We start from the raw sequence: 23,512 nt of genomic DNA on the forward strand, positions 1-23,512 counted from the left end.
TCCCTCTGAACTGGAAAAGACCGTTGACCGTTCTCAACGAGCAGGCCATGCGTTTCGGCCCTTATCGCATCTATCCGCAACAGCGTCTGGTGCTGGAAGCCGATAGACCGTTGCGGCTGGGCAAGCGCGCCGTGGACATCCTGCTGGTGCTGCTGGAACACGCCGGAAAGGTGGTCAGCAAGCAGCATCTGATAAACCGGGTCTGGCCCAGAACCGTGGTCGAAGACGGCAACCTGCGTGTGCACATGGCTGCCTTGCGCAAGGCGCTTGGCGATGGTCAGGCAGGGCAACGCTACATCGTGACAGTGGCGCAACGCGGTTACAGCTTTGTCGCCCCGTTTACCCTGGAACATAGCGAAAACACGCCGGATGCCTGGATGAATACCCCGCCCCATCACAATCTGCCCATGCGGCGCGCACGCATGCTGGGCCGGGAAGCACTGGTCGAACGCCTGGTCAGCCAGTTGCAGCAGCACCGATTCATTTCTCTGGTCGGCCCCGGCGGAATCGGCAAGACCACCACCGCCCTGCGCGTTGCCGAACAGTTGATCGACCGCTATCACGACGGCGTCCGTCTGCTCGATCTGGCACCGCTGACCGATCCTGCGGTAATCGTCCCGCACCTGGCGTCACTGCTGGAACTGTCGTTGCCCGACGAGCGCCCCGTCAATCACATGGCTGCGTATCTGCGCGAGCGACACATACTGCTGGTGATCGACAACTGCGAACACATGATCGATGCCATCGCGCAGCTCAGTGAACACATCCTGCGCAGCGCGCCGCACGTGCATATCCTGACCACCAGCCGCGAGCCTTTGAGGGCTGAAGGCGAATTCGTGCAGCGGGTGGATGCGCTGGATTGCCCGCCGCCGCACAGCGATCGCGCTTGCGCCATGGGCTTCGCGGCCTTGCAACTGTTTGTCGAGCGAGCCATGGCCAGTCATGAACAGTTCGAACTGACCGATGAAAACCTGCCGCTGGCCATCGAGCTGTGTCAGCGACTGGACGGTATCCCGCTGGCCATCGAGCTTGCTGCGGCGCAAGTCGGAAACCTGCGCCTGAGCGGCGTTCTGGAACATTTGCAGCAGAGCTGCCGGGAGCATTGCGACGACCCGTCCGACGCGATGACCCGCCACCAGACGCTGCGCACCACGCTGGACTGGAGCTACCAGATGCTCAACGTGTGCGAACAGAACTGTCTGCAACGGTTGGGGATCTTCAAGGGCCGTTTCTCGCTGGAGTCGGCCGCCGCAGTGATCACCGATCAGCCAGTGGCGACCTGCGAAGTGTTCAACGCCATCACGCAACTGGTGGCCAAATCCCTGCTGAACGTGGAGGTCGGCGATGACGAGGTGTTCTATCACCTGCTCGACACCACGCGCCGTTATGCGCTGGAAAAACTGCGCATTCACCATGAGCTGCCTGCCACGCAGGAACGGCACGCGCGACGCTGTCTGGCCATCATGGAGCAGGCGCGACTGGACTGGGAAAAGGTCTCCACCGCGCAGTGGATCGAACGTTACAGCCGTAACCTGGAAGACATTCGGTCTGCGCTGGCCTGGGGACTGAACACAGACGCGCCGCAGATCGTTGCCATTCGCCTGGTGGCTCAGTCGGCACCGCTCTGGCAGGAACTGTCTCTGCTCAAGGAGCACGGCCATTACGTGCGCAGGGCGTTGAGACTGCTGGACGCCAACCCCCTGCCCTGCCTGGACTTGAAAATGGTCCTGAAACTGGCGCAGGGCAACTTTTCCTACCACACCGTTGGCGGTACGCCGGAAACGGTGGAGGCGTTCAGCACTGCGCAGGTGCTGGCAGAGCAGTCGGGCGATCTGGCCGGTCAACTGCAGGCGATTTCCGGTCTGGTGGCTGTCAACCTGTGCAATGGTCACTACCCGCAAACGATTGAACAGAGCCGCCGGTTCAACCGCTTGGGGTTCGACACCAATGAGGCGTTGCGTTTGAGCGCGCAGCGTCTGCGGGCACTGGCGCTGCATTACAACGGCGACCAGCGACAGGCCAGGCGAGACGCCGAACAGGTCATCCAGCACATGGCGCATAACGGCCATTTGAACCGTTTTACCCAGGGTTTCGGCATTCAGTACGACCTGAGCGTCGCGTCCCTGACCTTACTGGCGCGCATTCTCTGGATGCAGGGCCTGCCTGAGCAGGCCGCACGCACGGCCACTCAAGCATTGGAGATTGCGTTACAGATCAACCATGGCGCGTCCATCTGCTACAGCCTGGCTGTGGCCGGTTGCGCCATCGCGTTCTACAACGGTGATCTCCAGGTTGCAGGCGTGAGGGTGAAACTGTTGCAGGAACAGACCCAGAAACACTCGGTTCTGCTGTTCCATCGCTGGGCGGGCTTTTACGAGCAATTGTTGAGCGAGTCCGCCACGCCAGACGACCGGCCTCAGGGCTCAGGCCTGATTCGGGACATCATGGTCACACTGCGCCCCGGTCTGTTGGACCTGGCGTTGGTGGAACGGGCTCAGGCAGGTCTGGCAGGCTGGTGCACGGCGGAGATGCTGCGGTGCCGAGCCGAAACCGTGCAGGCGTATGACGAGGACGGCGCCGAGGCGCTGCTGATCCAGGCGCTGGAAGTGGCGCGCGCTCAGCACGCGCTGGCGTGGGAATTACGCAGTGCGACATCACTGGCGGGGCTTTGGCAGCGCCAGGGCAAGGGGCAGCAGGCACGGACTCTGCTCGCGCCGGTTCATGCCCGCTTCAGCGAAGGATTTGCTACGCCGGACCTGCTGGCGGCACGTGCGCTACTCGACCGCTTGCACTGACTTCGCCATAAAACGCTGCAGGCTGACGTGACGGGCGTGGCGCGCCATGAACGTTTGAAGTTCACCAGCATCTTCGAGCTTTTCCAGCCCATACAGGCGGGTGGTGTGCGCAAGCCGGTAACGCGACACGCCGACGCCAGGCACACTCGATAGCCAGGAGTGACGCTCCAGCTGGACAAGTGCCTCCCGCACCGAGTGCGCGTCCAGCCCGTCACACCCGATCACATCCACTGCGGATTCGCTCGTGAAGGCTTTGTCGAAGACAGCCAGGCGCCGCAGCACTGCCTGCTCGCGCAGGCTCAGGCATTGATGACTCCAGTCAAGCGAAGCCCTGAGCGACTGATGACGGGGGACGGCCGTACGGCGACCCTGCGTCAGCCACTGAAAACGTTGATCCAGACGCGCGTGCAAGCCGACCAGCGCAAAGGCGTTGATCTGCGCTGCCGCAAGTTCCAGTGCCAAAGGCACACCATCGAGCTTGCGACAGAGCTCGCCCATGACCTTCATGTCACGGTCCCGCAGGACCAGACCCTGCTGGCAGGCCTGGGCGCGACTGACGAACAGTTGCACCGCCGGATACGCAAGGCCCTGCTCGACACTGAGCTGCGCGGATGCAGGCGGAACGGTCAACGGTTCCAGTGCAAACAGTCGCTCGTCCTGCAGATCCAGCGGTCGTCGACTGGTCGCCAGAACGGCGAGTTCCCCGGACTGCGTCAACAGCGCGCCGACCCACTGCCGACAGCCATCGTCGATCGTTTCGCAATTGTCGGCAATCAACAGGCGACGCCCCTGCGCCAGTTCAGCAGTCAGGCTCGACAGGCACGGCTCCCCGTCCCGCCGCAAGAGACCGGCCAGGCAGACAGCCAGCGCCTGCTCATTGTCCACCACAGAGAAATCGATGACACACACGCCATCCTGATAGCGCGACACCAGACGCTCAGCCACGCGGCAGGCCACGGTCGACTTGCCGATTCCGCCCGCCCCCGTCAGCGTGATGAAGCGTTTTGCAGGCAGTTGCCGCACCAGCTTGCCCACCACCTCATCGCGCCCCACGACATGAGTGAGACGCACAGGCAGATTGTTGGGAGCGCAGGCCGGCTCGGGCCTTTCTGAGGTCGCGGTCCTGTGAACAGGCGCCACGAATCGATATCCGCGCTGTGGCAGCGTCTCGATGTAACGTTGCCCGTCATCGAGCGCGCGGCGCAAGGCTGCAATCTGCACCCGCAGGTTGATCTCTTCGACGAAGGAATCGGGCCAGACCTGCGCGATCAGGGCCTCCTTGTCTACCACGCTACCTGCGCGCGCTATCAGGACCAGCAGGATATCCAGTGCTCGCCCACCCAGACGCAACGGTTCACTCTCGCGCAAAATCTGGCGCTGGCGCACATGGAATACGTAGGGACCGAACCGCAGCACCTCATCCCGGGGAGACGTTTCCGGTAGCTTCGATGTGTCTGGCTGGCTGAAACGCCTGGGCTGGCAGTCCATTGCATCACCTTGCTGAATAGATCCTATTCATCTTGGCAGGCAATGAAGATGGAACAAGTTGCACGGGGGGAGTCACACGGTCAATGCGATGCCAGATACGGACACCCCCGCAATTCACCCGAAACTAACTGAACTGCTCACGGTATTGGCTCGGCGTCAGACCCAGCTTTTCACCGAACAGAAAGCGCATGTGCCGCACGCTGCCAAAGCCGCTCCGGTAAGCCACTGTCTTGAGCGGCAGGTCACTGATTTCCAGCAGGCTTCTGGCGCGATCAATACGTGCGTTCTGCAGAAACTCCATGGGCGTCATCTGCACTTCACGGGAAAACAGCCGGGCGAAATGCCGGGCGCTCATGTTGGCCATACTGGCCATGCGTTCGACGCTGAACGATTCGTCCAGATGCTCCAGCACGTAATTCTGCACCCGTGTAACAGCGGTTTCGTTAGGCGCGACAGCCGCCATCAACGGACTGAACTGTGCCTGGCCGCCCTGACGCTTCATCAGTACCAGCAGTACCTTGGCGACGTCCTGCGCGACTTTCTTGCCGTGATCCTGAGCAACGATTGCCAGCGCCAGGTCGATACCGGCCGTTACCCCGCCGGAGGTCAGCAGGTTGCGGTCATTGATGTAGATCTGATCGGTCTCGACGATGGCCTTGGGAAACCGCTTGATCAGACGTTCGGTGTAATGCCAGTGGGTGGTGACTCGGTGATCGTCCAGCAGGCCTGCCTCGCCGAGAATGAACGCGCCCGTGCAGATCGAGCCGATACATCCCGCCTGCTCTCTGGCGCTCAATAGCCAGTCCACCAGCGGCTGATGTTTATTGTCGTAGGCTCCCGGCCCGCCGGGCACCAACAGCAAATCATGGCTGCCAGCGACTTGCTCCAGATGAGCATCGGCCATCACCCGCACACCGTTGGATGCCTGGATGACACCGTGTTGCGTACCCACGGTGCTTATCTGGTAGTGCTTTTCCAGCGCCAGATAGCGGTTGGCGATGGAAAAGACTTCCATGGGGCCTGCCATGTCGAGCAGAAGAAACTCCGGGAACAGGACCATTGCTACGGTTTTCATGAATGAGGCGTCACTTGAAAAAAGTAAAGGTCGGAGGCGCATTATGGCGAAGATCGCGGGCGATGGGGATTATGTGCCTGGATCAGACCTGATTCAGGCAGGCAGTACCACCCGAAGCGGTATAGGTCTCTTGAAAGACACCCGTTGGTAGAGACGCGACGGTGAAACAGCGCTATTACAGGTGAGGGCAAAGCGCTCGACTGAATGACTGTCAACTTCAGCGAGACAGTCATTCGTCTTTCAGCTACTTATTGCACCTGCAGATAACCAGTAACCTTCATCTCACTTGGTCGATGTCTGAATCTGCAGCGTCGACATCTGGATGGAGAAACTATCATGCTGACTCTTCGCAAAGCTTCCGATCGTGGCGCAGCCGATCACGGCTGGCTGAAATCCTTTCACACCTTCTCGTTCGCCAGCTATCGCAACCCGAACGAACAGGGCTTCTCCGACCTGCTGGTGATCAACGACGACCGCGTGACCGCTGGCAAAGGCTTCGGACAGCACCCGCACCGTGACATGGAGATTTTCTCCTACGTGCTTGAAGGTGCACTGGAACACAAGGACACCCTCGGGACGGGCTCGGTGATTCGTCCCGGTGACGTGCAACTGATGAGTGCCGGCAGCGGCGTGGCGCACAGTGAGTTCAACCACTCGCAAACCGAGGGCGTGCACTTTCTGCAGATCTGGATCGTACCGAATGTCAGCGGTGCCACTCCGAAGTATCAGCAAGAGCATTTCAGCCCCCAACAGAAACGCGGCCGCCTGCAATTGATCATTTCGCCCGACGGCGAGAACGGAGCGCTGAATGTGCGTCAGGATGCTCGCGTGTATGCGGGTCTGTTCGACGGTAGCGAAACCGCCACGCTTGAACTGGCCGCCAATCGCTACGCCTATGTACACGTTGCACGCGGCAGCGTGGTACTCAATGGTCAGGCGCTTGGTGAAGGCGATGGTGTACGTCTGCGTAACGAGCAGGTCATAACCCTGACTCAAGGGGTGGATGCCGAGGTGCTGGTGTTCGACCTGCGGCCCAATGAACTGCCGCAGATGCCGTGATGGTTGAAAGCCTTTCATCGAAACATGCAGAACGCCGTCTCATTGGACGGCGTTTCTGTATACGCCATACTTCAGGCGCATAGCGCCAGGGCATACTTGTTACTTTGTTTCACTTGAACGCCTTCTTTGCCTGATTCACGCTCCGAACAAAGCGTGTTGGCGTTTCGCCCCTTATCGCTGCCAATTTCTAACTATCAGCCGGAGGGATTGCCCATGCCCCACGACCATCAACAGGATTGCGTGCTGTTGAAACCTGCTGCGACCTATCAGGGCAAACAGGGCCTTGATTATAAGGTCGGGATATCGGCCGAAAGCGCAGGCGCCCGGCATATTCACATGCAGCTGCTGACCATCCCGCCTGGCGGCAAAGGCAAGGCGCACAAACACCAGGAGCACGAGACCGCCATCTATTCATTGAAAGGCGGAACAGGTTGCTGGTACGGCGAAGCGCTGGAGAAACACGCGACCGTGGAGGAAGGCGACTTTTTCTACATTCCCGCAGGCATGCCGCACGTGCCGTACAACCTGAGCAACGAGCATGAGGCCACCGCCCTCATCGCTCGCACCGACCCCAACGAACAGGAAAGCGTGACGCTGATGCCGGAACTGGATGCATTGCTGGCTGAACGACTGGCTTGAACGCCGGGCTTAAAACGCGCATGCAAAAACGCCGCTCTATTGAGCGGCGTTTTTGTGAATTTGGAGCGGGAAACGAGACTCGAACTCGCGACCCCGACCTTGGCAAGGTCGTGCTCTACCAACTGAGCTATTCCCGCAAATGGCGTCCCCTAGGGGACTCGAACCCCTGTTACCGCCGTGAAAGGGCGGTGTCCTAGGCCACTAGACGAAGGGGACACTGCCTGAAACATCATGGTGTATGTTCCAGTTCCAGACCTCATCCGAAGAGGGTTCTGGTTTCACTCAACCCTGCCGTGAAGCAAGGCTGCTTAAAAATGGAGCGGGAAACGAGACTTGAACTCGCGACCCCGACCTTGGCAAGGTCGTGCTCTACCAACTGAGCTATTCCCGCAATGGCGTCCCCTAGGGGACTCGAACCCCTGTTACCGCCGTGAAAGGGCGGTGTCCTAGGCCACTAGACGAAGGGGACACACGTACAACATTCACTGCTTATTGCGCTTCGCTGTGTGCTTTACGCTGTAAGTGGCGCGCATTCTATGGATGGTTTGAAGGGTCGTCAACCCCATTCTGAAAATTTATTGAAATCAACGACTTCGCACCCGTTCAGGGCACCGACCGACGGTTTGCGATTACGTACCTATAATAGAAGCGATATGACAAAGTCCGACGGGCACATCTATGCGCAGTAGTGCTTAGCCACTACACTCCCTGCAAAATTACTTGAACAACTGAGGTTTGTGCAGTGACTCCACTCATGATCACACTGATGGTAATAGCCGGTATCGCTGTGCTGATCGCGATCGGCTATTTGAACCATGTCGCTGAAAACAGCAAACTGGACAAGGCACGCACCAAGGTCGAGCTGAATGATCGTCTGCGTCGGTGCGGCGAGATCACCGAAGTGTTTCCGGGCCAACTGATGTCTCCGGCACTCAAACTGCTGCTGACCCGCCTGGAGCTGAATGTCGTGCAGCGCATGCTGGCACTGGAAAAAGGCAACGCCCAACTCAAGAACCGCGTTGCCGAACTTGAAGAACAAGTGGCCAAGGGCGACCGCATCGAAGTGACCAACCCTGTCACACCGATCCAGACCGAAGCCAAGGCCAAGGACGTGCGCTTCCTGCTTGAAGCGCTGCATGGTCAGGTGACACGCGCTGCCCACGATGGCTTCCTGCAAACCAGCGAAGCCAAGCACTGGATTCGCGAAATCCGCACGATTCTGGTCAACCTGCATATCGAGTTCTTCAACAACCTCGGTCAGATGGCGCTTTCCCAGGATCAGCCAGGTCAAGCGCGTTTGGCATTCGAACGTGGCGTGCAATACCTGCGCAACCAGCCGGACCCGGTCACTTATCAACAGCAATTGCTGGCGATGGAAAAGCAACTGGCCCGCGCCAATTCCATGGTCCTGACCAATACCGCCCCGACTGCCGACGACGACAACGCGCTGACTGAAGGCCTCAAGGCTGACGAAACCGAATCGGAATGGAAGAAGAAAGTCATCTACGATTGATGACTTGCCACCTCTGCCCCCGACACAACCAGATGCACTTGCAAACATCTGACTGTGCAAAGCGGCTTGCCGGTGATGGCGTCCTGTCAGTCGCTGACAGGTCGCCTGGGAAGCCGCCTTCCACCCGTTTATAAGCGTCTGCCGCAACCGACTCAGCAGTCGGTCGCAGCCAGAAAGATCGCCGCCAGACGTTCGATACCCGCCTGATCCACCTCACTGAAACGCCCCACGCTCGGGCTGTCCAGGTCCAGCACACCGACCAGTTTTCCGTCCTTGACCAATGGCACGACCAGTTCGCTGTTCGATGCGCTGTCGCAGGCAATGTGACCGGCAAAACTGTGCACATCCTCGACACGCTGGGTTTCTCTGCTCTGCGCCGCTGCGCCGCACACACCGCGCCCGAAAGGAATTCGCACGCAGGCAACCTGCCCCTGAAACGGCCCGAGAACCAGCTCATCGTTGCGATTGAGGTAAAAGCCCGCCCAGTTCAGATCGTCGATCTGGGTGTACAGAAACGCGGAAAACTGCGCGGCATTGGCAATGAAGTCGCGCTCATCCGCCAGCAAGGCTTCCAGTTGCGCGGCCAGCAGGTTGTAACCGTCCAGGCCTGCGCCCGTGTCTTGCAGATTGATCATGTATGTTGCTCCAGCAATTGAAGGCCCACCCAGTAACGTGCGAACTGGTAGGCACAGCGACCATTTCGATTACCGCGTCCGGTCGCCCAGCGGACCGCGGCCTTGTCCAGATCCTCGTCGCGCTTCCAGCCAAGGCCGGATTTCAGCGCCAGTTGAGTGATCCAGTGTTCGACGACATTCAGGTAATGATCCTGCGTGAAGGGATAGAACGACAGCCACAGCCCGAAACGGTCGGACAGGGCAATCTTGTCCTCCACCGCCTCGCTCGGATGAAGCTCGCCGTCCACCTGCTGCCAGTTGGCATTGTCGCTCTCCTTTTCAGGCACGAGATGACGACGGTTGGAGGTGGCGTAAAGCAGCACGTTGTCGGGCGCCTGCTCCAGCGACCCGTCGAGGACACTCTTGAGCACCCGATAATCACCCTCGCCCGACTCGAAAGACAGATCATCACAGAACAACACGAAGCGCTGTGGCAACTTCTGCAGTTGCTCCACGAGACGCGGCAGGTCGCCCAGGTGATCGCGTTCGATCTCGATCAGGCGCAGGCCCGACGCTGCATATTCGGCCAGCAGCGCGCGAATCAGCGATGACTTGCCCGTACCGCGCGAACCCCACAGTAGCGCATGGTTGGCCGGCAGGCCGTCAATGAACTGGCGAGTATTGCGGCCCAGTTGCTCACGCTGCAGATCGACACCGATCAAGTCGGACAGACGCATGTCGAGACTGACCTCAAGCGGCATCAGATAGCCGCTACGGCCCTCACGCACCCAGCGGGCGGCCAGCGCCTGCGTCCAGTCCACCGGTTCGCGCAGCGCGGGCAGCAAAGGCTCCAGACGTGCAAGTACCGCGTCTGCACGCTCAAGAAATGCATTCATCCGGGAATCCACGGTTTCTCCTCATATTTAACTGACTGATCATCTGCCCCGATCAGCTATGCTTGCCCGGCACTGGGCACCTGAAGTGGCAGTTAGTATTCATGGATATAAGGCTCAACAACAGGCTTTCGTTCAAGCAGGCGCGGCTGGCCGTACTGATCGGCTTTGCGCTTGGGACCTTGCTCAGCCTGTTTCAAATCGCAATCGATTATGCCAGCGAAGACGCGTCCATCGATCGCGAAATCAATTCCCTGCTGGAAATCATCCAGAACCCCGCCTCGCGCATCGCTTACAACATCGATGCCGAGCTGGCCCAGGAACTGACCCTGGGCCTGCTGCGCTCGCCTGCCGTGGTCAGCGCCAGGCTGACCGACAACAACAATATGGTGCTCTCCAGCGTGGAACGCCCGATGGCAACCGGTCGCTACCGGGTTCTCAGCGACTGGATGTTCGGCGAGAGCCGCCAGTTCGAGGAAACGCTGAAACTGGACCACCTGCCGAATGAAACCATCGGCACGCTGTACCTGACGGTCGACACTTTTGCCTTCGGCAGCCATTTCATGCAGCGCGCCGAAATCACCCTGCTCAACGGCTTCGTACGCAGCCTGGCGCTGGCCGCCATTCTGACGATTCTGTTCTACGCAACGCTGACCAAACCCTTGGTCAGCTTGATCCGCGAGCTGAGCAGCCATGATCCGCGCAGTCCGCAGCGGTCGAACATCAATTGCCCGCCGAACCATGAGCGGGATGAAATCGGGGTACTGGTCGAAACCTTCAACCGCCAGATCGAGACCGTGACCAGCGAGTTCGCCCAACGCCGGGAAGCCGAGGATCGCCTCACTGACCACCTGAATCAGCTGGAAAGTATCGTCTCGGCCCGTACCAACGAGTTGCGCACCAGCAATATCCGTCTGCGCCAGTCCAACGAAGAACTGCAGATCGCACGCAGCACCGCGCTCGACATGGCCCATGCGCGCTCGGCATTCCTGGCACACATGAGCCATGAAATCCGCACGCCGCTCAACGGGCTGCTGGGCATGCTGGCGCTGTCGCTGGATGGCCCGCTGAATGCCGAGCAGCGTCAGCAGCTGCTGATTGCCCATGACTCGGGCAAGGTGTTGGTGGAACTGCTCAACGATATTCTCGACATGTCCAAATTCAATGCCGGGCATCTGGAGATCGAACGCATCCCGTTCGACCTGGGCCTGCTGGTCGAGGACACCGCCAACCTGCTGTCCCAGAACGCCGCGCCCAGCGTTGAACTGACATGCCTGATCGCGCAGGACTTCCCGGCCATGGTTTCCGGCGACCCGACCAGAGTCAGGCAGATTGTCAGCAACCTGCTGTCCAATGCGCTCAAATTCACCCGCTTCGGGCGAGTGGACGTGCGACTGAGCCACGTTGTGGACCCGCAGACCCGAGAGAATCGGGTGAAAATCGAGGTACGCGACACTGGCATCGGCATCGCACAGGAAGCGCAGACGCGAATCTTTCAGCCGTTCACCCAGGCAGAGGCGGCGATCACCCGGCAATACGGCGGCACCGGGCTCGGACTGTCGCTGACGCACAGTCTGTGTCAGGCCATGAACGGCACGCTGACCTTTCAGTCGCGGTCAGGCTTCGGCAGCCTGTTCTGCGCAGAGCTACCACTGCCTGTCCACATTGAAGCCATATCCCCTGCCCCGCTCAAAGGCCGCGTGACCGTTATCAGTTCCGATGGCAGCGGCCTGGTGGAGTTGCTGGGCAGCCTGCTGCCCGCGTGGGGGGTGGATCTGGAGCTGCGCAGCATCAATGACCGCGCCCACGAGCTGGAACTCGACACACGCCCTGATCTGGTGATCACCGATTGCCCTGAATGCCTGTTCGCCATTCGCCCCGCGACGCCCGCGCCCATTCTATTGGTGACCGCTTACGGTAATTTCATGCCCGGCGAACAGGTGAGCGCCTTGGCGCCCCTGCAGCAACAGGCCCGACCATTGGCCAGAAATGCGCTCTACCACACGCTGCGTCGCGTGCTGGCTCAGGAAGAGAACAGCGTGAGGGCCAACGCATTGCCGGAGCCGGCCACACAACGTCCAGCACGCATCCTGCTTGTGGAGGACAATCCGGTGAATCAACTGGTGGCCAAGGGGATACTCGCCAAACTTGGCTGCGACGTGGTGGTCAGCAGTCACGGCGGCGAGGCACTGGAAGAGCTGGAGCGCGGTGATTTCGATCTGGTGCTGATGGATTGCAACATGCCGGTCATGAACGGCTATGAGGCCAGCCGGCAGATCCGCGCCAGCGGTCGCTGGCCCAACCTGCCCATCGTCGCCCTGACCGCCAACGCCATGCCCGACGAACGCGAGCGCTGCAAGGCCGCCGGGATGAGCGATTACCTGGCCAAGCCCTTCAGACGGGCCGAGCTGGTAAGCATTCTGGACCAGTGGATTCCGATCACCGAACAGGCTGATCAGAACGTTTAACGCAACAGCGCTTCTATTTCCCCGGTCAGTTCTTCAGGCTTGGTCAGCGGCGCAAAACGTTTGACCAGCTTGCCGTCCTTGCCGATCAGAAACTTGGTGAAGTTCCACTTGATGCGCTCCGACCCCAGCAGCCCCGGCGCCTGTTTCTTGAGCTGCACGAACAAAGGATGCGCCTGGTCGCCATTGACGTCGATTTTCTTGAACAGCGGAAAGCTGACGCCGTAGTTGAGTTCGCAGAATCCGGAAATTGCGCCCTCGTCTCCGGGCTCCTGCTTGCCGAACTGATTGCAGGGAAAACCGAGTACGACCAGCCCCTCATCCTTGTAATCCTGCCAGAGTTTTTCCAGCCCTTTGTATTGCGGCGTGAAACCGCATTTGCTGGCGGTATTGACCACCAGCACGGCCTTGCCGGCAAAATCAGCGAGGGTTTTCTGCTCACCCTTGATGGTGGTGCACGGGATGCTCAGCAGGTTTTCGCTCATGACGGTGCCTCAGGCTAATAGGGATCAAGTTATGACCCATGACGTTAGCGTGCAATCGAGCGGCGCGCACTTCAATTTCCGACGCTGATGAAACGCGATAAGCGCAGCGACCGCCCGGCAGGCCGTGGCTATGCGCGTGACTTCAGGTCAAGGCACACCGAGTTGATGCAGTAGCGCAGGCCCGTCGGCGGAGGGCCATCCGGGAACACATGCCCCAGATGCGCGTCACACTGGGCACAGACCACTTCGGTACGGATCATGCCGTGACTGATGTCGCGCACATCCACCACTGCACTGTCTTTGATGGGCGCGTAGAAACTGGGCCAGCCGCAACCCGAATCAAACTTGGTGGCAGAGTCGAACAGCGCCGCGTTACAGCACACACAATGGTAGACACCGTCAGTCCTGGTATCGTTGTACTTGCCGCTGAAAGGGCGTTCGGTGGCTTTCAGACGACAGACGTTGTACTGCTCGGGGTCAAGCATCGCCCTCCACTCTTCGAGCGTCTTCTCAAACTTTTCCACGGGTACACCTCCAATTCTGAAAAAGCCTGATCTGTATCTTTTCCGCAGATCAGGTGGCACGTATGATTGCGCCAGGTCAGGCGTCAGTCTGGCACCCGCGTTTGTCGCACACAAACCCATTTTCATCGTGTTTCGTGCAGCGACCTTCAATTGCAAGTCAGCAACAGCTCGTCCATTTTCGGGATCATCACCATGCAGTTCAGCAAATCGAACAAGCTCGCTAACGTCTGCTACGACATTCGCGGGCCGGTGCTCAAGCACGCCAAACGCCTGGAAGAGGAAGGCCATCGCATCCTCAAGCTGAACATCGGCAACCCGGCACCGTTTGGATTCGAGGCGCCGGATGAAATCCTGCAGGACGTGATCCGCAACCTGCCGACCGCGCAGGGCTACAGCGACTCCAAAGGCCTGTTCAGCGCCCGCAAGGCCGTGATGCAGTACTACCAGCAGAAGCAGGTCGAAGGTGTCGGCATCGAAGACATCTACCTGGGCAACGGCGTGTCCGAACTGATCGTGATGTCGATGCAGGCGCTGCTCAACAACGGAGATGAAGTGCTGGTCCCGGCGCCCGACTATCCGCTGTGGACTGCCGCGGTCGCGCTGTCCGGCGGCAACCCGGTGCATTATCTGTGCGACGAGCAGGCCAACTGGTGGCCGGACCTGGCCGACATCAAGGCCAAGATCACCCCTAATACCAAGGCCATGGTGATCATCAACCCGAACAACCCGACGGGCGCGGTGTACTCGAAAGAAGTACTACTGGGCATGCTGGAGCTGGCCCGCCAGCACAATCTGGTGGTGTTTTCCGACGAGATCTACGACAAGATTCTCTACGACGACGCCGTACACGTATGCACCGCGTCCCTGGCACCGGACCTGCTGTGCCTCACGTTCAACGGCCTGTCCAAGTCGTACCGGGTCGCAGGCTTCCGCTCCGGCTGGATCGCGATTTCCGGCCCCAAGCACAATGCACAGAGCTACATCGAAGGCATCGACATTCTGGCCAACATGCGCCTGTGTGCCAACGTACCGAGCCAGCACGCCATCCAGACCGCACTGGGCGGTTACCAGAGCATCAATGACCTTATTCTCCCGCCGGGCCGCCTGCTGGAGCAACGCAACCGTACCTGGGAATTGCTCAACGACATTCCCGGCGTCAGCTGCGTGAAGCCAATGGGTGCGCTGTATGCCTTCCCGCGCATCGACCCGAAAATCTGCCCGATCCACAACGACGAGAAATTCGTGCTGGACCTGCTGCTGTCGGAAAAACTGCTGGTTGTACAAGGCACCGCATTCAACTGGCCATGGCCCGATCACTTCCGCGTGGTGACCTTGCCTCGCGTGGACGAACTGGAGCAGGCCATTGGCCGCATCGGCAACTTCCTGAAGGGTTATCGCCAGTAGGCCATTACCGGATGTGACGCCCTCGCACCATGCCCCGACCTGTTCGGGGCATTTTATTTATGACCTGGACTGACACGGTCGACTTTCGGCTTTCAGCCGCTGCAAGGTCGGAGGCTATGGCTCAGGCGCCGTTCAGGTTGCCGGGATTAACATCGAATCTGACCAGAGGACACAGTTTGAAATAGTCCCCCTGTTGAATAGCGACAGGCATCACCTTATATACCCGGCATCCAGTTACATTTTGTCCTGAGGAGAACGTTACGACCATGATGCGCATTTTGCTGTTTTTGGCCACTAACCTTGCGGTCGTGCTGATAGCCAGCATTACCCTGAGCCTTTTTGGCTTCAATGGGTTCATGGCGGCCAACGGGGTTGATCTGAACCTCAATCAGCTGCTGGTTTTCTGCGCTGTGTTCGGTTTCGCGGGCTCTCTGTTTTCGCTGTTCATTTCCAAATGGATGGCAAAGATGAGCACCGGCACTCAGATCATTACCCAGCCGCGTACCCGCCATGAGCAATGGTTGCTGCAGACTGTGGAACAACTGTCCCGCGATGCAGGCATCAAGATGCCGGAAGTCGGTATCTTCCCGGCCTACGAGGCCAACGCGTTCGCGACGGGCTGGAACAAGAACGACGCACTGGTTGCCGTCAGCCAGGGTCTGCTCGAGCGCTTTTCGCCCGACGAGGTGAAGGCGGTGCTGGCCCACGAGATCGGCCACGTGTCGAATGGCGATATGGTAACGCTGGCGTTGGTACAGGGCGTGGTGAACACCTTCGTGATGTTCTTTGCCCGTATCATCGGTAACTTTGTGGACAAGGTCATCTTCAAGACCGAAAACGGTCAGGGCATCGCCTACTACATCACGACGATTTTCGCCGAACTGGTTCTGGGTTTCCTGGCCAGCGCCATCGTGATGTGGTTTTCGCGCAAACGTGAGTTCCGCGCTGACGATGCCGGTGCACGCCTGGCCGGAACCCAGTCGATGATCAGTGCCTTGCAGCGTCTGCGCTCCGAGCAGGGTGTACCGGTGAACATGCCTGACAGCCTGACGGCGTTCGGCATCAACGCCAGCCTGAAGCACGGTATCGCTGGCCTGTTCATGAGCCACCCGCCGCTGGAAGTGCGTATCGAGGCGCTGCGCCGCCGCGGCTGATCAAGCTGACAGTGACGAAAAGAGGGCGACGTGAGTCGCCCTTTTTTATGCTTTTCGGTAGCCGACGCAACACTGCTCACAGCAGACCGAGGAGCGTGGGACGCGGCTTTGCGGGAGCGGACTGGCTACGTCGAAGACGTGGTGAGACCTCCCACAGTCCACTGCCTGGTACGAGACGCTGTGTCTGCAGAATCAAGCGTCGGCTGTAACCCTGCGCTCCATCCAGTAAACACACTCTTGCATACGCCCCACGCCTGCACCCAACGCCCTGGGGCTGCTCTGGAGAGCATCGCGCTCGCTGACCCGCCTCACGCTCCAGTGTGCCGACACATGAGCCTGCAGCCACTCGTGAGGAACCGAGAACGGCGGGCCATCCAGTTCGGCCTGATCGTAATCCAGAGTGATGAGTAATCCGCTGCATACAGGCGGCATCAATTGTTCAAGCTGTCGGACGTAACGCTCACGCATGTCAGGCGGCAGCGCGATCAACGCGGCGCGGTCATAAAATGCTGCGCACCGGCCGATCTCTTCAGCCGTCAGCGCAAAGAAATCACCGCACCAGATTTCGATGCCCGATGCCGAGTACAGGTCGAAGCCTTCCCGCTGCGTCAACTTCGGCTCGATCTGATGCTCAGCAAAGTAGTCTTTGACCGCCGCCTGCGACAGCTCGACACCGACCACCTGATACCCCTGCTCGACCAGCCAGCTCATGTCATGGCTCTTGCCGCACAAGGGCACCAGAACGCGGGCACCCTTCTCCAGCCCCAGTTCAGGCCAGAGTCTGCGCAAGTCCTGATTCACGTCGGCCTGATGGAACCCGATCTGCCCCGCCGTCCAGCGCTGCTGCCAAAACTCCGCTTCCATAAACCCTCCTGATAATCCGATCAAACAGCATCAAAACTTATATTAGATTTGGATCCCGGCCCTGGCGGAAGATGAGGCATCACTATTTTCACGGAGTCCATATGTTTCCCAGCCTGTTTATCTCGCACGGCTCGCCGATGCTGGCGCTGGAGCCCGGCGAGAGCGGTCCTGCGCTGGCACGTCTCGCAGCCGAAATGCCCAGACCACGCGCCATCGTGATGGTATCGGCCCATTGGGAAAGCCACGAGCTGATTGTCAACGGTAACCCGCAGCCGGAAACCTGGCACGACTTCGGCGGCTTCGCCGCAGAACTGTTCGCCGTTCAGTACCCCGCCCCCGGCCTGCCTGATCTGACTCGAAAAGTGGTCGAGCTGCTGGCCGCCAGCGGCCTGCCTGCACGTGTCGATAGCAGACGCCCATTCGATCATGGCGTCTGGGTGCCGCTGTCACTGATGTATCCAGAGGCCGATATTCCGGTGGTGCAGATTTCCCTGCCCAGCAGACAAGGCCCCGAGCTGCAGACCCTTATCGGCCAGGCGCTCGCAGGTTTGCGCGCTGAAGGCGTACTGATCATCGGTTCCGGCAGCATCACCCATAATCTGGGCGAACTGAGCTGGAACGGTGACTCGCCGCGCGTGGAGCCATGGGCTCAGGCATTCAGGGACTGGATGATCGACAAGCTGAGCAGCAATGACGAAAGCGCACTGCACCACTACCGCAGCCTCGCGCCGCATGCTGTCCGCGCCCACCCGAGCGACGAGCACCTGTTGCCGCTGTACTTCGCCAGAGGCGCAGGCGGTGAGTTCAGCGTTGCGCATCAGGGGTTCACCATGGGCGCGCTGGGCATGGACATCTATCGGTTCGGCTGATACCTGAAAAATCCCAATAAAAAATCCCCGAACCAGTCGGGGATTTTTATTGGACGATCAGCTCAAGAGCAGATCAATCCTCGCGATAGCGACGCAGCTTCAACTGCTTGCCAGCAACGCGGGTATCCTTGAGCTTGGTCAGCAGACGCTCAAGGCCATCTTCCGGCAGTTCGACGAGGCTGAAGCTGTCACGGACCTGGATACGGCCGATCGCTTCGCGGGCCAGGCCGCCTTCGTTGAGGATGGCACCCAGCAGGTTCTTGGCAGCGATACCATCACGCGCGCCCAGCGCGGTACGGCAGCGGGCACGACCTTCGGCCAATGGAACCGGCGCACGACGCTCGCGCTCTGGACGATCGCCACGATCACCACGGTCCGGACGATCGCCACGCGGGGCGTTGTTCGGAACCAGTGGGCGCTCGCGCTCGATGGCAGCCAGCGTCAGGGCCTGACCGTTGGTAGCCTTGCGCAACAGAGCGGCAGCCAGTGCACGTGGCGTGCAACCGATGTCGGCAGTCAGACGATCCAGCAGATCACCGTGGGTCGACTCGGCGTCGGCAACCAGTGGCGACAGGCTGTTGGTCAGCTTCTTGATACGGGCATCCAGTACAGCCTGGGCATCCGGCAGGCGGACTTCCGCAACCTTCTGACCGGTCACACGCTCGATAACCTGCAGCATGCGGCGCTCACGCGGCGTAACCAGCAGCAGTGCGCGACCTTCGCGACCGGCACGACCGGTACGGCCGATACGGTGTACGTAGGACTCTGGGTCGTACGGCATGTCCACGTTGAACACGTGAGTGATACGCGGAACGTCGAGACCACGGGCAGCAACGTCGGTCGCTACAACGATGTCCAGACGGCCATCCTTGAGGGAATCGATAACGCGCTCGCGCTGGTTCTGCGCGATGTCGCCGTTCAGTGCAGCGGCCTTGTAGCCTTTGGCTTCCAGCGCGCTCGCCAGATCCAGAGTCGCCTGCTTGGTGCGGACAAACATGATCAGAGCATCGAAGTCTTCGACTTCCAGCAGGCTCAGAACAGCCGAGGTCTTCTGGTCAGCGTGAACCAGCAGGTGAGCCTGCTCGATCGCGGTAACGGTCTGGGTCTTGGTCTGGATCTTGACGTGCTTCGGATCGCGCAGGTGGCGTTCGGCGATGGCACGGATCGACTGTGGCAGTGTGGCCGAGAACAGAACGGTCTGGCGGGTCTCAGGCATGGCCTTGAAGATCACTTCCAGGTCGTCCATGAAGCCCAGCTTCAGCATTTCGTCCGCTTCGTCGAGAACCAGATGGTTCACGGTCGCCAGGACTTTTTCGTCACGGCGAAGGTGATCGCAGAGACGGCCCGGGGTGGCGACAACGATTTGTGCGCCGTTGCGGATAGCCTTGAGCTGAGGGCCCATAGGCGCGCCGCCGTAGACCGCTACAACGGTCACGCCCGGCATTTGTTTTGCGTAGGTCTCGAACGCGGTGGCAACTTGAAGTGCCAGCTCGCGGGTCGGGGCCAGGATCAGTGCTTGCGGCTCGCGCTTGCTCGGGTCGATGCGATGCAGGATAGGCAGTGCGAACGCGGCGGTTTTACCCGTACCGGTCTGCGCCTGACCAATCATGTCGTGACCGGCGAGAATAATCGGGATCGATTGCTGCTGAATGGCCGAAGGCTCTTCGTAGCCAGTGGCGACGACTGCTGCAACGATATTGGGATGAAGTTCGAGAGCGGCGAAGCCGCCGATTTCCTGGGTCATGGGTCTGCCTCTAGTGCATCCGCAAAGACCCATGCTTCAAAGCTGCGCGTGCCGTGTACGACCTTGAGGTCACCCTGGCTGCTTTGTCGGCGGGGATTTGCGAAAACGTTTGATGAATGGATCGCCAATGATAGTTCGCAGTGCGAACGCGCGACCGAAGCGGGCTTCGGAGAACTGCTATATCACGACGAGGGCCTCGTTAAGGCCGGCGCGCACTATACCGGAATTACGCACGAAAGTGAGTCTTTTTTTTGCGAAACGTTGCCGGCCAAGCGAGAAAAATCAGGCGTTTCAAACCCTGAGCTTCCTGCCTGGCACCGTACGGCCCCGCGATTGCGGGGACGGCAGCTTAAACGTTTCACTGATTCCTGCAAATGATCCGGGTCAGGACTTTCGACGTGCGGCGAATTGTCCCACACTCGTTTTTGGATTTGTCAGGCTCAGGTCGCAGGCCTGACTGACTTGATCAATGAGTCCAGCGAATAACCCAGCCGGGGCGTCAGCGCTTCGGCGCGTCGGGCGAGTGCTTCGAGGTCCAGCGTCTGTTCCAGGTCCGCAGGCACGATGAGGATGACGTTGCCCTCCTTCACCGGCAGCTCCCAGTAATGGCGATGATAAAGGCCGCGCAACAGGGCGGCACCCAAGGGTTTGCCATCGTCGGTCGCCCATTGATTGATGATCAGCCAGCCACCGGGGTTCAGACGCTGCTGACAGCCGTGCAGAAAATTCCAGGCCAGATGCCCGACACCGGGGCCGACATCCGTATAGAGGTCGACGAAAATCAGGTCCGCAGGCTCCGTGGTATCGAGCAGATCGAGCGCATCGCCGATACGTATATATAGACGCGGATCGTCGTCCAGCCCCATGTACTCCATCGCCAGGCGCGGTACGTCCGGACGCAGCTCGATCACCTCGACGTCTTCAAGCGGCAGAAACTTCATGCACGCCTGGGTCAGTGTCCCGGCACCCAATCCCAGAAACAGCGCGCTTTCGGGCGCCTCATGGCACAGCGCACCAATCAGCATTGCGCGGGTGTAGTCATACTCCAGCCAACTGGGATCGGCCGTGAAAGTGCAACTCTGTTCGATGGCATCGCCAAATTCGAGGAAGCGATAGTCGTCGACTTCCAGCACGCGGATCATGCCGAAATCATCGTGGACTTCCGCCAGAATCCGTTCTACGCGTTCACGCTCTTCCGTCATTACCGTTCCCGATTGGCCCGCAAAACGCGGATTGTCGGCCAAGCCACGTGCTTTGTCACATTTTCACGGGGCGCAACAGGCTCCCGGTTATCTGCAGTCCGCTGGCAGCAGCACGGCGAACTGCTAACATGCCGATCCGATTGCACAACCCTAGAGCCAACAATGAGCCAACCCTGGAGCCCCGATAGCTGGCGGGCACTGCCGATTCAACAGCAACCTCACTACCCGGACGCCGAGCATCTTTCCAGGGTCGAACAAAGCCTGGCCAGTTACCCGCCGCTGGTGTTCGCCGGCGAAGCCCGAGAGCTGCGTCGCCAGTTCGCCGAAGTGACTCAAGGCCGCGCGTTCCTGCTGCAGGGCGGCGATTGCGCTGAAAGCTTCATGGAGTTTTCGGCCGGCAAGATTCGCGACACGTTCAAGGTGCTACTGCAGATGGCTGTGGTAATGACCTTTGCCGCAGGCTGCCCGGTGGTAAAGGTCGGACGTATGGCGGGGCAGTTCGCCAAGCCGCGCTCGGCCAACGATGAAACCATCGATGGCATTACCCTCCCGGCCTACCGTGGCGACATCGTCAACGGCATCGGCTTCGACGAGAAGAGCCGCGTTCCCGACCCGGATCGTCTGGTGCAGGCCTACAACCAGTCCACCGCCACGCTCAACCTGCTGCGCGCCTTTGCCCAGGGTGGCTTTGCCGACCTGCATCAGGTGCATCAGTGGAACCTGGACTTCATCGCCAATTCGGCGCTGGGCGAAAAGTACAGCCAGCTCGCCGACCGTATCGACGAAACGCTCGCCTTCATGCGCGCCTGCGGCATGGACACTTCGCCACAATTGCGCGAGACCAGCTTCTTCACCGCTCACGAGGCCCTGCTGCTCAACTATGAGGAAGCCTTCGTTCGCCGTGACAGCCTGACCAATGATTACTACGACTGCTCCGCACACATGCTGTGGATCGGCGACCGCACACGGCAGCTGGATGGCGCGCATGTCGAGTTTCTGCGCGGCGTGAACAATCCAATCGGCGTCAAGGTCGGGCCGAGCATGAATACCGACGATCTGATCCGCCTGATCGATATTCTCAACCCGGACAATGACCCGGGCCGCTTGAACCTGATCGCGCGCATGGGCGCGAACAAGGTCGGCGATCACTTGCCTCAGCTGATTCGCGCCGTCGAGCGTGAAGGTCGCAAGGTGCTGTGGAGCTCGGACCCGATGCATGGCAACACCATCAAAGCCAGCAGCGGTTACAAGACCCGCGATTTCGCGCAGATTCTGGGCGAGGTCAAACAGTTCTTTCAGGTGCATCAGGCCGAAGGCACCTACGCAGGCGGCATCCACATAGAGATGACCGGTCAGAACGTCACCGAATGCATCGGCGGTGCCCGCCCGATCACCGAAGATGGCCTGTCGGATCGTTACCACACTCATTGCGACCCGCGGATGAACGCCGATCAGTCGCTTGAGCTGGCGTTCCTGATTGCCGAGACCCTGAAACAGGTACGCCGCTAGACTGCCTTCAGCTTTCCAGCGCTCTCGCCAGACGCGCCCCGCTTTCGCGCTGGCAATTGACCTGAATCTGCGCCAACCCCAGCCAATTGGCCAGTTGGCGCAGATTATCTGCCAAGGCTGGCATGCCCTCCTCATCCAGCCCGCTCGGTTCTTCATGCACGGCATGCACCGCCAGGCGACCGGCTGCGCGCTCGGCACGCAGATCTATCCGCGCGACGATACGCTCATTGTGCAGGAACGGCAGAACGTAATAGCCGTACACGCGCTTGTGCTGCGGTGTGTAGATCTCCAGCCGGTAGCGGAAATCGAACAGCCGCTCGGTGCGCGCCCGCTCCCAGATCAGTGAGTCGAACGGCGACAGCAGCGCGCTGGCGCCGACCTTGCGCGGCACCTTGCTGCCTGGCAGACAGAACGCCTTGTGCGTCCAGCCCTGGACCTGTGCCACCTCAAGCGTCCCATCCTCCACCAACTCCGCCAGCAGGATCCGGCTGGGTTGCGGGTCCTGACGGAAGTAATCGCGCAGATCCTTCTCGGTGCCGACACCCAAAGCGCTCACCGCCTGCAACAACAGCGCACGCTGGGCATCGGCTTCGCCGATTTCAGGTTGATCGAGTATTACCCTCGGCAGGACCCGTTCGGGCAGGTCGTACAAACGCTCGAAGCCACGACGCCCGGCCACGGTTACCTCGCCTGCGGCGAACAGCCATTCCAGTGCCTGTTTTTCCACGCTCCAGTCCCACCAGGGTCCGGCTTTTTCCTGACGCGTACTCAGACTGCCCGCGCCCAATGCACCGCGTTCGCGAACGGCTTGCAGTACTCGCGAAATGGCTGTCTGCTGTTCACGACCGAATCTGGCCAGTCCCTGATAAATGCCCTCGCCCTGAGCCGCACGGCGCATTCGCCAGCGCATCAGCGGGTAAAGCTCGACAGGCAGCAACGACGCCTCGTGCCCCCAGTATTCGAACAGGCGCCGATGCCGACCCTGGCTCCATGCGGCCTGATCAAGCAATGTCGGCGAATAGTGGCCCAACCGCGAAAACAGCGGCAGGTAATGAGAACGCACCAGCGCATTGACCGAGTCGATCTGCAACACGCCAAGTCGGCTGATCAGTTGTGTGATGTGGCTGGCCTTGATCGTCGCTGGCGGCTGACGCCCGTTGAAACCTTGGGCAGCCAGTGCCAGACGACGTGCTTGTTTGAGGGACAACTCCATAGG

General features: G+C 59.9%; 19 protein-coding genes and 4 tRNA genes. 9 read left to right on the forward strand and 14 right to left on the reverse strand.

The window, feature by feature from the left end; all coding sequences use genetic code 11:
• Positions 1–23 precede the first annotated feature (23 nt).
• The gene (locus KDX39_RS19510) at positions 24–2,795 is read left to right on the forward strand and encodes an ATP-binding protein (protein WP_231661493.1); all 2,772 of its coding nucleotides are present in this window, start codon (positions 24–26) and stop codon (positions 2,793–2,795) included.
• Here the strand turns inward: KDX39_RS19510 and KDX39_RS19515 are convergent.
• Entirely contained in the window at positions 2,775–4,283 is a 1,509-nt protein-coding gene (locus KDX39_RS19515) for an ATP-binding protein (protein WP_231661494.1), read from the reverse strand. The genes KDX39_RS19510 and KDX39_RS19515 overlap by 21 nt on opposite strands.
• Before the next feature lie 124 nt (positions 4,284–4,407).
• A complete protein-coding gene (locus KDX39_RS19520) occupies positions 4,408–5,358 on the reverse strand; it encodes a GlxA family transcriptional regulator (protein WP_231661495.1) in 951 nt (316 codons plus the stop codon).
• 336 nt (positions 5,359–5,694) lie between these two features.
• Between KDX39_RS19520 and KDX39_RS19525 the strand changes: the two genes are divergently transcribed.
• The gene (locus tag KDX39_RS19525) at positions 5,695–6,417 is read left to right on the forward strand and encodes a pirin family protein (RefSeq protein ID WP_231661496.1); all 723 of its coding nucleotides are present in this window, start codon (positions 5,695–5,697) and stop codon (positions 6,415–6,417) included.
• Positions 6,418–6,630: 213 nt separating this feature from the next.
• On the forward strand, positions 6,631–7,056 hold the full coding sequence (locus tag KDX39_RS19530) for a cupin domain-containing protein (protein WP_231661497.1): 426 nt from the start codon (positions 6,631–6,633) through the stop codon (positions 7,054–7,056).
• Between the two features lie 61 nt (positions 7,057–7,117).
• Here the strand turns inward: KDX39_RS19530 and KDX39_RS19535 are convergent.
• The 4 genes from KDX39_RS19535 to KDX39_RS19550 all read right to left on the reverse strand — a co-directional run bounded on the left by KDX39_RS19535 (position 7,118) and on the right by KDX39_RS19550 (position 7,525).
• Positions 7,118–7,193: transfer RNA gene (locus KDX39_RS19535), tRNA-Gly, on the reverse strand.
• A gap of 3 nt (positions 7,194–7,196) precedes the next feature.
• A tRNA-Glu gene (locus KDX39_RS19540) sits at positions 7,197–7,272 on the reverse strand.
• 99 nt (positions 7,273–7,371) lie between these two features.
• Positions 7,372–7,447 (reverse strand) — tRNA-Gly (locus KDX39_RS19545).
• Between the two features lie 2 nt (positions 7,448–7,449).
• Positions 7,450–7,525, reverse strand: a tRNA-Glu gene (locus tag KDX39_RS19550).
• Positions 7,526–7,810: 285 nt separating this feature from the next.
• On the opposite strand from KDX39_RS19550, the gene KDX39_RS19555 reads away from it, so the two are divergent.
• Positions 7,811–8,569 carry a hypothetical protein gene (locus tag KDX39_RS19555; RefSeq protein ID WP_231661498.1) on the forward strand — a complete coding sequence of 253 codons (759 nt, stop codon included), beginning with the start codon at positions 7,811–7,813 and terminating at the stop codon, positions 8,567–8,569.
• A 152-nt stretch (positions 8,570–8,721) separates the two neighbouring features.
• Here the strand turns inward: KDX39_RS19555 and KDX39_RS19560 are convergent, their stop codons facing one another.
• Together KDX39_RS19560 and KDX39_RS19565 are read right to left on the reverse strand one after the other, a co-directional pair.
• Positions 8,722–9,204, reverse strand: coding sequence for a GAF domain-containing protein (locus KDX39_RS19560; protein ID WP_231661499.1), 483 nt, complete (start codon positions 9,202–9,204; stop codon positions 8,722–8,724).
• Entirely contained in the window at positions 9,201–10,091 is an 891-nt protein-coding gene (locus tag KDX39_RS19565) for an ATP-binding protein (RefSeq protein WP_099229181.1), read from the reverse strand. The genes KDX39_RS19560 and KDX39_RS19565 overlap by 4 nt, the downstream gene beginning before the upstream one ends.
• Positions 10,092–10,180: 89 nt before the next feature.
• On the opposite strand from KDX39_RS19565, the gene KDX39_RS19570 reads away from it, so the two are divergent.
• Positions 10,181–12,544 (forward strand): hybrid sensor histidine kinase/response regulator, encoded by a 2,364-nt coding sequence (locus tag KDX39_RS19570; RefSeq protein WP_231661500.1) that lies wholly within the window; start codon positions 10,181–10,183, stop codon positions 12,542–12,544.
• Here KDX39_RS19570 and KDX39_RS19575 read toward each other — a convergent pair.
• Together KDX39_RS19575 and msrB are read right to left on the reverse strand one after the other, a co-directional pair.
• A complete protein-coding gene (locus KDX39_RS19575; protein ID WP_099229183.1) occupies positions 12,541–13,026 on the reverse strand; it encodes a glutathione peroxidase in 486 nt (161 codons plus the stop codon). The genes KDX39_RS19570 and KDX39_RS19575 overlap by 4 nt on opposite strands.
• Positions 13,027–13,154: 128 nt before the next feature.
• The gene (gene msrB / locus KDX39_RS19580; protein ID WP_231661501.1) at positions 13,155–13,550 is read right to left on the reverse strand and encodes a peptide-methionine (R)-S-oxide reductase MsrB; all 396 of its coding nucleotides are present in this window, start codon (positions 13,548–13,550) and stop codon (positions 13,155–13,157) included.
• A gap of 192 nt (positions 13,551–13,742) precedes the next feature.
• On the opposite strand from msrB, the gene KDX39_RS19585 reads away from it, so the two are divergent.
• Both KDX39_RS19585 and htpX read left to right on the forward strand, forming a co-directional pair.
• Entirely contained in the window at positions 13,743–14,954 is a 1,212-nt protein-coding gene (locus tag KDX39_RS19585) for a pyridoxal phosphate-dependent aminotransferase (RefSeq protein WP_004884240.1), read from the forward strand.
• Positions 14,955–15,220: 266 nt separating this feature from the next.
• The gene (htpX, locus tag KDX39_RS19590; RefSeq protein WP_004884238.1) at positions 15,221–16,108 is read left to right on the forward strand and encodes a protease HtpX; all 888 of its coding nucleotides are present in this window, start codon (positions 15,221–15,223) and stop codon (positions 16,106–16,108) included.
• 192 nt (positions 16,109–16,300) lie between these two features.
• Here htpX and KDX39_RS19595 read toward each other — a convergent pair whose 3' ends face one another.
• Positions 16,301–16,972, reverse strand: a complete 672-nt coding sequence (locus KDX39_RS19595) for a thiopurine S-methyltransferase (protein WP_231661502.1) — start codon at positions 16,970–16,972, stop codon at positions 16,301–16,303.
• A 101-nt stretch (positions 16,973–17,073) separates the two neighbouring features.
• Here KDX39_RS19595 and KDX39_RS19600 point away from each other — a divergent pair, with 101 nt between their 5' ends.
• Positions 17,074–17,841, forward strand: a complete 768-nt coding sequence (locus KDX39_RS19600) for a DODA-type extradiol aromatic ring-opening family dioxygenase (protein ID WP_231661503.1) — start codon at positions 17,074–17,076, stop codon at positions 17,839–17,841.
• A 73-nt stretch (positions 17,842–17,914) separates the two neighbouring features.
• Here KDX39_RS19600 and KDX39_RS19605 read toward each other — a convergent pair whose 3' ends face one another.
• Together KDX39_RS19605 and KDX39_RS19610 are read right to left on the reverse strand one after the other, a co-directional pair.
• Positions 17,915–19,618 (reverse strand): DEAD/DEAH box helicase, encoded by a 1,704-nt coding sequence (locus tag KDX39_RS19605; RefSeq protein WP_208617215.1) that lies wholly within the window; start codon positions 19,616–19,618, stop codon positions 17,915–17,917.
• A gap of 407 nt (positions 19,619–20,025) precedes the next feature.
• Positions 20,026–20,787, reverse strand: coding sequence for a spermidine synthase (locus KDX39_RS19610; RefSeq protein ID WP_231661504.1), 762 nt, complete (start codon positions 20,785–20,787; stop codon positions 20,026–20,028).
• Positions 20,788–20,949: 162 nt separating this feature from the next.
• Here KDX39_RS19610 and KDX39_RS19615 point away from each other — a divergent pair, with 162 nt between their 5' ends.
• Entirely contained in the window at positions 20,950–22,296 is a 1,347-nt protein-coding gene (locus KDX39_RS19615) for a class II 3-deoxy-7-phosphoheptulonate synthase (RefSeq protein ID WP_231661505.1), read from the forward strand.
• A 7-nt stretch (positions 22,297–22,303) separates the two neighbouring features.
• Here the strand turns inward: KDX39_RS19615 and KDX39_RS19620 are convergent, their stop codons facing one another.
• The gene (locus tag KDX39_RS19620) at positions 22,304–23,509 is read right to left on the reverse strand and encodes a winged helix-turn-helix domain-containing protein (protein WP_231661506.1); all 1,206 of its coding nucleotides are present in this window, start codon (positions 23,507–23,509) and stop codon (positions 22,304–22,306) included.
• Between the last annotated feature and the right edge of the window lie 3 nt (positions 23,510–23,512).

The organism is Pseudomonas sp. CDFA 610, assembly GCF_021147865.1.
Classification (GTDB): domain Bacteria; phylum Pseudomonadota; class Gammaproteobacteria; order Pseudomonadales; family Pseudomonadaceae; genus Aquipseudomonas; species Aquipseudomonas alliivorans.